Source organism: Myxococcales bacterium (assembly GCA_016712525.1).
Taxonomy (GTDB): Bacteria; Myxococcota_A; Polyangia; order Polyangiales; family Polyangiaceae; genus JAAFHV01.
In genome coordinates this window covers 504,173-517,090 of the sequence record JADJQX010000006.1, presented here as the reverse complement: position 1 = coordinate 517,090, position 12,918 = coordinate 504,173, and the positions used below count along the sequence as shown (strand labels likewise).

At 70.5% G+C, this 12,918-nt stretch carries 10 protein-coding genes and 1 tRNA gene; 6 read left to right on the top strand and 5 right to left on the bottom strand.

Features of this window, described 5'->3' with window-relative positions; genetic code table 11:
* Positions 1 to 86: 86 nt before the first annotated feature.
* Positions 87 to 1,250 carry a VWA domain-containing protein gene (locus IPK71_14065; GenBank protein MBK8214860.1) on the top strand — a complete coding sequence of 388 codons (1,164 nt, stop codon included), beginning with the start codon at positions 87 to 89 and terminating at the stop codon, positions 1,248 to 1,250.
* Between the two features lie 43 nt (positions 1,251 to 1,293).
* Here IPK71_14065 and IPK71_14060 read toward each other — a convergent pair whose 3' ends face one another.
* The 4 genes from IPK71_14060 to IPK71_14045 form a co-directional block, all read right to left on the bottom strand.
* Positions 1,294 to 2,424: a hypothetical protein gene (locus IPK71_14060; GenBank protein ID MBK8214859.1), complete on the bottom strand. Its 1,131-nt coding sequence runs from the start codon at positions 2,422 to 2,424 to the stop codon at positions 1,294 to 1,296.
* On the bottom strand, positions 2,421 to 3,203 hold the full coding sequence (locus tag IPK71_14055) for a hypothetical protein (protein MBK8214858.1): 783 nt from the start codon (positions 3,201 to 3,203) through the stop codon (positions 2,421 to 2,423). Before IPK71_14055 ends, IPK71_14060 begins: the two co-directional genes overlap by 4 nt.
* A gap of 62 nt (positions 3,204 to 3,265) precedes the next feature.
* Entirely contained in the window at positions 3,266 to 4,042 is a 777-nt protein-coding gene (locus tag IPK71_14050) for a hypothetical protein (protein ID MBK8214857.1), read from the bottom strand.
* Between the two features lie 46 nt (positions 4,043 to 4,088).
* Positions 4,089 to 5,306 carry a GNAT family N-acetyltransferase gene (locus IPK71_14045; GenBank protein ID MBK8214856.1) on the bottom strand — a complete coding sequence of 406 codons (1,218 nt, stop codon included), beginning with the start codon at positions 5,304 to 5,306 and terminating at the stop codon, positions 4,089 to 4,091.
* Positions 5,307 to 5,416: 110 nt separating this feature from the next.
* Here IPK71_14045 and IPK71_14040 point away from each other — a divergent pair, with 110 nt between their 5' ends.
* From IPK71_14040 to IPK71_14020, 5 genes are all read left to right on the top strand, one after another.
* The gene (locus IPK71_14040) at positions 5,417 to 8,260 is read left to right on the top strand and encodes a response regulator (protein ID MBK8214855.1); all 2,844 of its coding nucleotides are present in this window, start codon (positions 5,417 to 5,419) and stop codon (positions 8,258 to 8,260) included.
* Between the two features lie 38 nt (positions 8,261 to 8,298).
* Positions 8,299 to 10,608, top strand: coding sequence for a sulfatase-like hydrolase/transferase (locus IPK71_14035; GenBank protein ID MBK8214854.1), 2,310 nt, complete (start codon positions 8,299 to 8,301; stop codon positions 10,606 to 10,608).
* Positions 10,609 to 10,675: 67 nt separating this feature from the next.
* Positions 10,676 to 10,762, top strand: a tRNA-Ser gene (locus tag IPK71_14030).
* Positions 10,763 to 10,871: 109 nt separating this feature from the next.
* Positions 10,872 to 11,381: an ureidoglycolate lyase gene (locus IPK71_14025; GenBank protein ID MBK8214853.1), complete on the top strand. Its 510-nt coding sequence runs from the start codon at positions 10,872 to 10,874 to the stop codon at positions 11,379 to 11,381.
* A 234-nt stretch (positions 11,382 to 11,615) separates the two neighbouring features.
* A complete protein-coding gene (locus IPK71_14020) occupies positions 11,616 to 12,197 on the top strand; it encodes a superoxide dismutase (protein ID MBK8214852.1) in 582 nt (193 codons plus the stop codon).
* Positions 12,198 to 12,278: 81 nt separating this feature from the next.
* Here IPK71_14020 and rdgB read toward each other — a convergent pair whose 3' ends face one another.
* Positions 12,279 to 12,917: an RdgB/HAM1 family non-canonical purine NTP pyrophosphatase gene (gene rdgB, locus IPK71_14015; GenBank protein ID MBK8214851.1), complete on the bottom strand. Its 639-nt coding sequence runs from the start codon at positions 12,915 to 12,917 to the stop codon at positions 12,279 to 12,281.
* Position 12,918: the final 1 nt, after the last annotated feature.

Genomic DNA, 12,918 nt, shown 5'->3' with positions numbered 1-12,918 from the left:
GGGGCGCCCGTGGAGAAAGGCGCGGGGCGCGGCCATATTCCCAGGGAATCCGGGCTTCGCCAAGCCGCGGATGCTAGCCTCAGGTCGTGCGCGCCAAGAATGCCCTCCGCTTCGGCCTCGTCGCTCTCTTCACGGCGGGCATGTCCGTCTCGGGCTGCGGGTCCGACTACGTGCCGGTGGGCACGGGAGGAAAGATCACGGCGTACGGAGGGGGCGCGGCGGAGGACGCGGCGGGCTCCTTCGGGTTCGACTCCGGCTCGCTCGCGCCCCCGGGCTGCGGCGTAGGGCCCGACGGCGGCGTGTGCGACTGCATCGACACGCCGCTGCTCGTCGATCCTCCGACGTTCTACTTCGTGCTCGACCGCTCCGGGAGCATGACCGACTCCGACAAGTGGAACACCGTGCGCGCCGCGGTGAGCGAGATCGTGTCGTCGGTCGGGCCCCGCGCCAAGTTCGGCGCCACGGTCTTCCCCGGCAAGGCCGGCACGTGCGACCGCGGGGTCGAGATCATGTCCATCCGCAACGGCGACTCTCCGAGCGGCACCTTCGGCCCCACGAACAAGTTCCTCGTCGAGACGACGCGCGCGCTGCAGGCCTACGGGGGCACGCCCACGGCGCCCACCCTCGACGCGCTCGTCACGCCTCTCGGGCAAAACCCTGGCAAGACGTACGTCATCCTCGCGACCGACGGAGGCCCCAACTGCTCGGGCGCCACGTGCGGAGCCGAGAGCTGCATCCTCAACATCGAAGGGGTCGACGGCTGCCGCCCGAACGGGCCCTCGTGCTGCGTGGATCAGGCCGGGCTCTGCCTCGACGGCGACGCCACGATCTCCGCGATTTCACGGCTCAAATCGGCCAACGTCCCCACGTTCGTGATCGGCGTGCCCGGCAGCCAGACGTACTCGAACCTGCTCGACCGCATGGCCCAAGCGGGCGGCACCGCGCAGCAAGGGGCTCCGGCGTACTACCGCGTCGACAAAGCCGACAAAGCCGACCTCGTCGCCGCGCTCCGCAAGGTCGCCGCCAAGATCGTCGCCACGTGCACGTACGACCTCCGCGAGGCACCGCCGGACGTGAACAAGCTCAACGTCTACCTGGACGAGAAGGTCGTCCCCAAGGATCCCACGAACGGCTGGAAGGTCGACGGCAAGACCGTCACCCTGCTCGGCGACACGTGCGACAAGGTCCTCCGAGGGGACGTGCTCGGCGTGCGCATCATCCTGGGCTGCCCCACGATCGAAGCGCGCTGAGGCCTGACGGACGCGGCCCCGCATAGAGCCGCGCGACGCGCTCTCAGTGCAACGTGTGCCAGGCGCCGCCGTGCTCGACCTTGGGGAGCTTCTGCGGCGGCACACGGACGGCGTCGTGCTCTTGGGTCGCGGCTTCGATGCGGCGAAGGACCTCGTCCATCTCGGCCTCTTCTTGCTCCCAGCGCGCGAGGGTCTCCTTCGACTTCTTGCGGCGCTTCCACCACGCGATCCCGAAGAGCCCCACCATCGCGAACGACACGAACGAGCCGACGATCGACCAGATCGGCATGCGCTGCGCGAGATCGGACTTCCACTGGAACTCGAGCTTGCGGAGGTCGGCGCCGTACGCGTCGGTCATGGCGCTATCGAAGGGCTGCCCGGAGGCCACGCGATCGAGCATGCGCACGAAGCGCTGGTGGTCCTCCTTCTTGCTCAAAAACCTAACGAAATCGGCAGATTGGGCGTAGGCGAGCTGCACGTCGTGTGGGCTCCCGAAGAAGCGCCGGTCGATCTCCGAGAAGGGGAAGAGCGTGCCCGACAAGCTCGCCCCGCGGAGGGTCTCGACGCGCTCGAGCGCGAGCTCTCCCGAGAGGCCGATGGCGAGCCCCTCGTTGAACCAGCGAGGCACGGTGCCCTGGCCGAAGCCTTCGTAGATCGCGGCGTGCACGAGCTCGTGGCGGAGGGTCTCTTCGAGGTGCACGGGCTGAGCGCCTTGGGGCGCGACCAGCGACACCGTGATGAGCCGGAGGGGACCGTAGGCCATACCGCTCGCGTACGAGAACGGCGGCGCCCCCTCGGGAGCCACACGCGCCATCTCCTCCGGGTCACGCGCGATGCGCACCTCGATGCGCTCGATCTCGGGCCGGCCGAGCGCGTTCGCGACCCGCGTGCGGGTGTCTCGGAGGTCTTGGAGGAGGCCCTCGACGCGATCGTGGTACTCGCGCGGGTAGGCGATGGTGAGCCACGTCCCTTCGGTGCGCACCTCGAACGTCGGAGGCACCTTGGGCACCACGTTCTGGTGAGGGGCGAGCAAGAACGGCGCATCTTGGGGGGCCGACACGACCGGCTCTTGCGCCCGCGCGGGGGACGGCCAAAGGAGCGCGACGACCATGGCCACGACGACCGCCAAGGACGACGAAGCACGACGAAACGACGCGAGGAGCGCACGGGTCATCGGGGCACCTGCATTTGAACGTGGATCGAATCGGACGAGCTGTCCCGTGTGGCGAGAAAAAACGCACCCCCGAGCAACGCAGCCGCCCCCGCCGCGCCCCAGAACCAAGGAGATTCGTAGAAGGCGCGGCTGCCCCCTCCCCCCTCGGCCACCTTTTGCTCGGGGCTCGCGCCGGTCCCTCTCGCGGGCTCGGGCGCGGCACGAGGCACGAGCCGCTCGAGCGACGCCACGGCTCCCTCCCACGCGGCGCCGTTCCCGTCGATCGTGATCGGCGAGAATTGGCCGGTCGACCTCTCGAAGAGGCGAGCCTTGGCGGCGGGCGCGGGAGCTTCGACCCCGGGCTCGGCGGGCTTGGCCTCGACCGTGACGACGATCACCCCTTCGAGGGAAAGCTCCTGGGTCAAGTTACGGAGGAGCGTGCGCGAGGGGGCGCCGTCGTCGGCGATGGCGTCGCGGGTGTCGGCGAGGTCGCGGAGGTCTTTGCGGGAACGGTCGGGCGGGGAGCCGGCGAGCACCCGGGCGCGGGTCTCGTCGAGGTGGGGGCGGAGGCGCGCGGAGCGGTAGGCCCCCTGAGCAAGTGGCCAGGCCGCGTCTCGAGCTTCGGGGTGGGCCAAGACGGCATACCCACGGGGCGGCCCGGCAACCTCGGCCGTGGAGGGCGCGGGCGCCGACGAGGCCCCACCGCAGCCCGCACACAGCGCGAGGGCGAGACCCACGATCGCCGACGAGGTCGCCAAAAGGCCAGGGCCACGAGAGAACGTTCGAGCGCGTTGAGGCATGGGGGGCGGCTCGGGCGTTGGGCTCGGGCTACGGCGCGAATCTAATGTCGCACCTCGAGACGTCAACGGCCGGCGAAACGATCGACCACGGGCGCGTAGAGAGCCACCTCCCCGCGCACCTGGGCCATCGGCTCGGCGAGCTCGCGCCCCGTGGTGACGCCGAGGGCGAGCATGGCGGCGGCGAGAGGCGGCCCGACGACGGCCACCGGGCGAAGATCGGCGAACGAGCGGCGCGACCCGAAGCCCGCCGCGAGCAGGAGCGCGAGGGTGTCGAGGAAGGCGCCCATCGCCGGGCCCCCTGCCCCGGAGGCCTTGAGCCCGACCCACACGATCGCCAGCAAAAACAAGGCGAACGCGACGCTGAAGCCCCACCGGGCGGCCCGCTCTCCACGCGCCTCGACGAGGAGGGAGACACGCGTGGCGAACGCGAAGATCGCGAGCAGCGCCACCGTGATGCCGACGGCGAACGTCACCCCCGCGAGCGCGTGATGGTGGGTCTTCGCGCGGAGCACGGCGCCGAAGGTGACGACCACCGGGAGGGCGAGCGCGCCGAGCGTGAAGAGCCGAATGCCGTGCGTCTTGGCGCGGCCGTCGAGGAAGCTCCGCCCCCCTCGACGCGCGCCGCGAAAGATGGCCACGAGGAAGACCGACGGGACGAGCGCCGCCGCGCCGAGGACGGCCCACACCGAGAAGAGACCGGCGGACGGGATCCCCTTCGCGACCCGGAGCGCGGCGGGGGCCGTGCCGACGACCGCCACGACGAAGGCCACGCCCACGGTCGTGCCGAAGTGGAGGAGGGAGGAGCCGTCGTCGTCCGTGTCGGTGTCGGTAGAGGCCACGGCGCCGGAGCTTACGCGAGGACCTGGCCGCCCCCAAGCGGATGTCTCAGAACCGGTCGAGCGTGAAAAACGCAGGGACGGAGAGCACGCGGTCGGCCTCGCGCGCGGCCCCACGGCTCGCTAGCACGGAGCCCGCGAGCCACGCTCGGAAGAGCGACGCACCGCCGTACGCGACCCGGGTCAACGTCGCGGTGGTGAGCGTGACGACCTCTCCGGCGCTGGGCGCGACGACCTCGCCCACCCCACCGCGCGCGAGGAGGCCGAAGCGCTCTCCGTCGACGTCGAGCTCGAGCCGCCCCTCTTCCGTGTACCCGCGCGCCGCGAGCGCACGCGGCACCGACGCGAGCCGGAGCATGGGCCCCGCGCCGAGCGTGCCCAACGCGTGCTCGATGCGGGCCGTGCCGGGCCGGAGGCGGTTCGGATCGTGGTCGAGGAGGGCGTCGAGGAGCGGGTCGTCGAAGGCCATCTCGAGGTCGGCCTCCGTGGCCTGATCGGAGAGGGTACCGAGCCAACCGAGCACGGCGAGACGACAGGCCGTGGTCTCTCCCACGACTTCCGTAACACGCACGCGTTGGGCCGCGTGAGGCTCGGCCTGCTCGAAGCGAAACATCGCGTATCCACTCAATTTTTCGCCGTCGTCGAGCACCACGACGACGAGCCGTTCGTCGGCCAGGATGGATGTCCACAGGCGCTCGGTGCGCGCGACGAGGCCCGTGCCGACGTGGGCGTACGTGCGGTAGAGCGCCTCGAGCAGCGGCCTGTCTTCCCCCTTGGCGCGCCGGACGCGCCTCCCTGCTCCGCCAAGCGCGCGGAGCGCCGCGAGGGCGACCGGGACATGATGAACGGGTGGCGCGCTCGTGTACCCGAGCCGCGCGTAGAAGGCCTGACGAAACGGAAACAGGAACGAGCCCACCGCGCCCGCGCGCTCGCCCTCGGAGATCACGTGCGCGACGAGCGCGCGCCCCACGCCTTGCCCTCGCGCCTCGGGCGCCACGCCGACCGTGGCGATCCCCGTCATGGGGACCTGTCGCCCTCCGACGCCCACCACGAGCCCGAACCCGAACGCGTGTCCCACGAGATCCTCGGACGGGAGGCCCTCGTCCCGCACGGCGACGTGGAGATCGGCGAAGGGGCCGAAGGGCTTGCCCATGAAGTTGCGGCGACGGGCCTCGAAGCCGCGGTCGTCGGGGTACGCCGCGAAGTGGATCTCGACGAGCCGGTCGACGTCATCCGGGTGGGCGCGGCGGAACGAAATGGGCTGCATTTTCGAGGACGTCGAGTCTTTCAAAAGGCGGCCCCGGCCGCAACGTGGGCGCGATCGGTTCGCCAGAAATTGGGCCGTTCCGATCGCACCCTGCTAGCCCCCGAATGGCCATGCAGAGCACCCCTCGCGACGAACTCACGGGCACCGACAAAAACCTCCGACTCGGCGGCGCCGGGGCCGAATTCGTGGCCTCGCTCGGCAAGATCGGCGCCGAAGCGCGGGCCGTCTTGGGGGCGCTCGCGGCCGATCCGAAGAGCACGGCGCTCCGGGACGACCTCCGCGCCCGACTCGACGCGGTCCTCGGACGCGCCCGGACGTTCCGCCTCGAGGAGCTGTCGACGGCCGTCGCCGAGGGCATTCGTCTCCTCGATCGCGCCCCGACGGAGGCCGTGGGGAGGGCCACGATCGCGAGCATCAACGAGCTTTTGTTCGACCTCCCCTCGCTCGCCTGGGGCGAGAGCCAGCGGCGGCCGAAGGGCGGGAGCTTCGTGGCGGAGAAGCTCGCCACCCACACCGCGCTCGTGGTCGGCCCGAAGGTCGTGGCGGACGCGCTCTCGAACGACGTCGACTCGGCGCGCACGTACTTCTCGTGCCACCACACGGAGGACGCGCAGTCGGCCATCGACCTCGCCCGCGTCGTGGCGCCCGACCTCATCCTCCTCGACGCCGACTCGGACGACATGCCGGAGCTCGTCGAGGCGCTCATGGACGACCCGCTCACGGAGCCCGTCCCCATGGTGGTCGTCGGCTCGTTCCAAGACGGCACCGACGCCGCGCGCTTCGTCGCGATGGGTGTATCTCGCACGCTCTCGAAGCCGCTCGCTCGAGAGGAGCTGCGGCGCGCCTGCGAGGGCGCCGTGCTCACGTCCGAGAACCGCACCGAGCGCCTCTCCCTCGGAGAGCCCACGGTCGAAGAGCTCGGGCGAAAGCTCGCCGAAGAAGTGAAACGCGCCCTCGTGGACGCCGTCGACATCGACGGCCGCACGACCAAGGTGTCGCTCGGAGAAGGCACCGAGGTGATGGGGGCGGTGTGGGGAGCCATCGCACGTGTACGTGAGATCGTGACCGCACGCACCGACGGGCACGTGCGCTTCTCGCACCCGGCGCCCGAAGGGGCCATCGCGTTCGCGCCGCCGCTCCACCTCGACGCCCCCCGCTACGACCGGAGCCCGCGCAAGCGCGGAGACGGCAGCGAAGTGCGCCTCACCGGGCGCCGCATCCTCGTGGCCGACGACGATCCGGGGGTCACCTGGTTCATCGCCGACCTCCTGAAGTCGGCCGGGTGCGTGGTGACCGAGGCCGTCAACGGCGAGAAGGCCCTCGAAATGGCCTACAAAACCACGCCGGATCTCGTCATCAGCGACTTGCTCATGCCGGGCCTCGACGGCTTCGCGTTCTGCCGCGCCCTCCGCCGCGACGTGGCCCTCCGCGACACGCCCTTCATGCTCCTCAGCTGGAAGGAAGATCTCCTCCAGCGCGTCCGCGAGCTCGGCGTGGGCGCCGCCGGATACCTCCGCAAAGAGACCGACGCGCGCGCCATCGTGGGGCGCGTCCGCGAGGTCCTCCGGTCGCGCGCGCGCATCGAGACCCGTCTCAAGGCCGACGGCGAGGTGCGTGGCCGGCTCGACGACCTCAGCGTTCGTTCCCTCCTCGAGATCGTGTGCGCGACGCGCCCCGAAGCGCGAGTCTCGGTGCGCGACGCGAGCTTCCTCTACGAGGTCGAGATCCGCGACGGCGCGCCGGTCACCGCGATCCGCACCGACGCGCAAGGAAACGTGATGCGCGGGGAGCGCGTGCTCGCCTCGATGCTCGGCATCGGCGTGGGCCGCTTCGTGGTGCAAGATGCGTCGAACGACGTGATCGCCGACCTCGCCGGGAGCCTGAGCCAGCAGCTCGTTCTGCCGATCGCCAAGGCGCGCGCCGCGCTCTACCTGACGACCGGGACCCGCGCGATGGCGGTCGAGCAAATCGAGCTCGCCGAGGACGTCGTGGCCGACGCGGTGCGGGTCATGCCGCCCGAGGCTCGTCGCATCGTAGATCGCCTCGCGCACGGCGCGACCCCGAAGGACCTCGTGCTCGGCGGCATCGTCGACGCGGCGTGGCTCGACGACCTCATGGCCGACCTCGCCGCGCGCGGCGCCGTCTCCGCCGTCCTCGGCGCCTCGGGCCGCGAGCTGCTCGCCCCCCGGATCGACACGATCCTCGGGGTCGACAAAAAGGAGCCGTCGCGGACGCCTCCCCCCTACGTCGCATCCCTCGCCGCGCTCGGCGACAGCGCCGCGTTCGATCTCGCCCTCGAGCGCGAGGCCGCGAAGCGTGGGCTCCCCGCGAGCCCCGAGCCGAGCCCCTCCACCGCGATGGGCAACGTCGCCCCGAGGCGCGACCTGCCCGAGCCGTCCATCCCGATCGAGGTCTCTTCCGACGAGCCTTCGAACGAGCCTTCGAGCCTCTCCGCCGGCGACGCGACCATCGTCGATACGACCTACGCGGCCGAGGCCCCCGAGCCTTCGATCTCGATCCCGATCCCCGAGCCCGAGCGCACCCCCGCGCCGTTCATCGACGACTGCGAGCCCACGCCGAAGAAGGCGAAGAAGAAGGGCGGGATGGTGCAGCTCCTCGCCCTCCTCTTCGGGGTCGTCACGGTCACCTTCGTCGCGTTCCGCACCGAGTCGCACCCGGCCCCGAAGGCGGCCGCCGCGGCTCCCATCGCACAAACGCCTACCCTCCCCGAGCCCGCCGCCCCGACCTACCGCGACGTGGCGGTCCCCGCGGGCCAAGGTGCGCTCGACCTCACCCTCGCGCAGCCCGAGGACATCGGCATCGACGGCGTGACACGCGACAAGACCGCCCACCTCGTCACGAACCTCCCTGCGGGCCGCCACGACCTCAAGGTCGGCGCGCGGACCGTGACGGTCGACGTGCGCGAGGGCAAGGCCGTCGTGCTCTCGCTCTGAACGTGTCGTCGGGCGCCCGCGTTTGCTATGGAGCGCGCGTGCGTCCGATCTCGAGACACCGCTTCGCGGCCTTGTCGCTCGCCCTCGCGGCCCTCGCCACGGGGCTCGGGGCTTGCTCGGGCGCGTGCTCCGGAGGATCGACCACGCCCGCGGACGGGGGTGCCACCACCGTGGACTCGGCCCGCGCCGATGGCCCGAAGGCCCCGGAGAGCCCCGAGGTCCTGCTGGACTGGATCCGCGGCTTCGACGACTGCTCCTTCGGCCATCGCGGCACGCTCCTCGACCTCGGCGACCGCACCATGCGCTCCCGCTACGGCGATCGTCTGGGCGCTCCCGACGTGGTCGCGTTCGAACGCGACGGGAGCACGTTCGTCCACTTCAAGACTCGCCAGGTCGCGCTCTCGTTCGTCACCACCGAACCCATGGTCGGCGAAGCCGGCATCACGATCGCCGCGCGCACCCGTGGCGGCGCGGCCAAGGCGCTCGCCGTGCTCCTTGACGGAAAGCCGATGGGGCAGCTCTCGCTCACGAAGAACGAGGCCAAGATCTCCGAGGTCAAGAGCACGACGCCGCTCGAGGCCGGGGCACACAAGCTCGAGCTGCGGTTCGTCGGTGGCGGAAAGAGCACTCCGGACACGCTCGGGGAGGTCGACTGGGTCCGCATCGGTCCGAACGACGGCGACGCTCCGTACGCCGCGCCGACGCGCCGTGACGCCCTCGTCAGCACCGCCATCGGGGGAAAGTCCGAGCGCGCGATCTCGCTCCGTGGAGACGCGTTCGCGAGGTGCGCCGGAGAGCTCCCGAGCGACGCCATCTTGACGACGAGCCTCGGCCTCACGGGCGGCGGAGACGCCGACGTCGAGGTCCGCGTGCTCCGGGACCGAAAGGAGCCCGTGACGCTCGCTCACCTCACGCTCGGAGCCGCCGAGGCCAAGGCTTGGAGGCCATTCTCCGTGCCGCTCGGGGAGCTCGACACGACGGCCGCCGTGGAGCTGCGCGTGACCCGGGCGCAGAAGGGCACACGGGTGCTCTTCGGCGAGGCGAAGGTCGTACGCTCGAAGCCCCCCGCCGCGAAGAAGCCGTTCGCGCCGGCGCGCGGCGTCGTGTTGGTCGTGCTCGGCACCACGGCGCCCAAGTCTCTCAGCGCGTTCGGCGGTCCTCGGCGCACCCCGGAGCTCGCGAAGCTCCTCGAGCGCGGCATCGCCTTCCCTCAGAACCGGGGCTCGAGCACGCTCGCGAGCGCGGCGCTCGCCTCGATGCTCACGGGGGTGGGCCCGCGCGATCACGGGCTCCTCGACGGGGACGCGAGGCTGCCGAAGGGGCCGACCCTCGTCTCGGAGGCGCTGCGCGAGGCGGGCATCACCACGGGTTTTTTCACAGCAAATCCGACCACTTCCGAGGTGTACGGGTTCGACCGTGGGTGGGAGACGTTCCGCGCGCACGGGCCCACCGAGGAGACCGCCGCCCCCCCGGTCTTCGACGAGCCGATCGGGTGCGTCGAAGCGCACAAGAAGGACCGCTTCTTCGTCGTGATCCACGCGCGCGGGGGTCACCCCCCGTGGGACGCGACCGCCGACCAGCTGAAGGACCTCCCGCCGAAGGACTACACGGGCGGCCTCGATCCGAGGCACGCGGGCGAGCTGCTCGCGAAGGCGCGGAGGGTCCCGCCCGCGATCCGCTACACGGACCAAGATCGCGAGCGCGCCGCGGCCCTCCACACGCTCGCGGTCGAGGCCCACGACGCCGCGCTCGGCAAGCTCCTCTCGGCGCTGCGCCTCGCCGGGCGAGACGAGGACACGACGCTCCTCGTCGCCGGTGACGTGACCCCCGACGAATCGGCCCATGTGCCGTTCGCCGAGCTGGACACGCTCGACGAGGCCGCGCTCGCGACGTTGCTCGTCGTAAGGCCCCACCGGGCCGTGCCGTTCGCGCCCGGGATCGTCGAGGCGCCGACCGAGAACATGCACGTGGCGTCGACCGTGCTCGACGCGTTCGGGCTCGCCGCGCCTGCCGCCTTCCGGGCGCCGAGCCTCCTCTCCTTGACCGACTCGAAGGACCGCGTGGCGACCGAGCCCCGGATCGCCCTGACCGCCGAGCGTTTCTCGGTGCGCTTCGGCGAGCTCGTGCTGTCGGGCGCGGGAGAGAAGGCGAGCCGCCTCTGCGATCTCGTGCTCGAGCCGGCCTGCACGACCGACGTCCGGACCACCCACCCCCTCGCCACCGAGACCTTGCACCGTCGCCTCTTCGACGGCGTGGCCCCGACCGACGGCAAACGCCGGACGCCAACGCGCGAAGAGGCCCGGCTCGATCCCCCGGGCGCCGCCGCGCTCAAGGCCTGGGGGCGTTAAGTGCTCGGGCGAAAGCTGGGCGTTTTTCGCTCGATTTTTGGAAAATGTGCTAGGAGAGCCTCTGCCTGGAGAGGTGACCGAGTGGTCGAAGGTGCATGATTGGAAATCATGTGTACGGGCAACCGTACCAGGGGTTCGAATCCCCTTCTCTCCGCCGAAGGAAGCGCTGGTGCTCACCCACCGGCGCTTTTTCGTTGACGGGTTCGTATCGGTTCGCGCGCGCGAGCCTTGGAGCTCGAGGGCATCCTGCGTATCCTCGCCGCGTGCGCACCTTCGTTGCCCGTCCCCTCACGCGGGAGGCCTTCGCTCCCTTCGGCCACGTGCTCGAGATCACGCCCGAGATCGGCCCTGGCCGCTCGGTCAACATGGGCACGGCCCGAAGGCACGACGCCGTGCTCGAGATCGAGAACCTGCGACCGAACGCGAAGCTCAACGTCGCCGCGTTCCGTTGCCAGCCGAGCGTTCCCGGGAAATTCCCGGTGGTCGAGGTGGAGAAGCACCCCCACTCCGGGCAGCTCTTCGTGCCGCTGAACGCCACCCGCTACATGGTGGCCGTCGCCCACGGGAAAGACGCCCCCGACCTCGACACCCTCGAGGTGTTCGTGGCGAACGGGCGCCAGGGCGTGTGTTACGGGCCCGGCATCTGGCACCAGCCGATGATCGTGTTCGACGTCGAGACCGACTTCTCGTGTTTCGTCTTCGAGGACGGCACGGCCGAGGACTGCATCCCTTACGTGCTCCCCGCGGAGCACGTGGTCACCGTCGAGCTCTGAAGGGCTCGTTCGACCCGCGAGACCTCCGCTCCGAAGGCTTGGCGAACGCTCCAATGCGTTGGAAAGGTTCCAACGTACGGGAAAGCCCGCAATTTCCCACGGATCGATAGCTCGGCCCGCCCTTCCCTTCCCGCGCCGAGGTGCGTACCGTTTCGAGGCCGCGTCACCGCGCACGACCGCGCCGGAACGTTCGGCCGCTCGCACGAGCGAGCGACACGCCCCAAGGAGACCCCCATGGCCTTCACGCTTCCCGAGCTCCCCTACGCCAAAGACGCGCTCGCGCCCCACCTCACCGCCGAGACGCTCGAGTTCCACCACGGCAAGCACCACAACGCGTACGTCGTGAACCTCAACAAGCTGCTCGAAGGCAAGCCCGAGGCCGACAAGAGCCTCGAGGACGTGATCATGGCGTCCGACGGTGGTGTCTTCAACAACGCGGCCCAGATCTGGAACCACACGTTCTACTGGAAGAGCATGAAGCCGAACGGCGGCGGCGAGCCCACGGGCGACCTCAAGGCCGCCATCGACCGCGATTTCGGCTCGTTCGCGAAGTTCAAAGAAGAGTTCACGGCCGCCGCGACCACGCAGTTCGGCTCGGGCTGGGCGTGGCTCGTGCTCGAGAACGGCAAGCTCAAGGTCACGAAGACCGGCAACGCCGATCTCCCCATGAAACACGGGCAAAAGGCGATCCTCACGTGCGACGTGTGGGAGCACGCCTACTACATCGACTACCGGAACCTCCGGCCCAAGTACGTCGAGACGTTCCTGAACCACCTCGTGAACTGGGACTTCGCGGCCGAGAACTTCAAGGGCTGAAGTCGCCCGGGGACACGTGGGGCCCGCCTTCGTTACGAAGCGCGGGCCTCGTTCCTTTTGTTCGGGCGCCGCGAAGGGCTCTCAGCCGGCGATGGTGCGCGCGGCCTCGTCGCGGACGATGAGGGCCTTCTCGAGGGCGAGCCGGAGCGCGCCGAACGCCTTGCCACGGTGCGACACCGCGTTCTTCTCGGCGTCGTCGAGCTCGGCCATCGTCTTCTCGGTGCCGTCGACCAAGAAGAGCGGGTCGTAGCCGAAGCCACGCGAGCCACGCGGCGTGACGAGGATTCGCCCCTCGCAGACCCCCTCGACGAGGTGCGGCTCGAACGAGAGGAGGGGATCGACGAGCGCGAGCACGCAGCGAAATCGCGCCGGGAAGAGCACGCCGTCGGCCGAGAGCCCCGAGAGCGCCGAGATGAGGGCCGCGTTGTTCTCTCCGTCGGTCGCACGGGCGTGGGCGAAGCGCGCCGAGCGAACCCCGGGAGCGCCGCCGAGCGCATCGACCTCGAGCCCCGAGTCGTCCGCGAGAGTGAGCATCATCGTGGCGCGGGCGATGGCCACGGCCTTCTTGGTGGCGTTCTCGGCGAAGGTGTCGCCGTCCTCGATCACCGTGATTTTGCGGGTGAGGACCTCGTCGACCGAGACCACGTCGACCGGCAGCTCGGCGAGGAGGGCGCGCAGCTCGGCGAGCTTACCGGCGTTCTGCGTGGCCACCACAAGCATG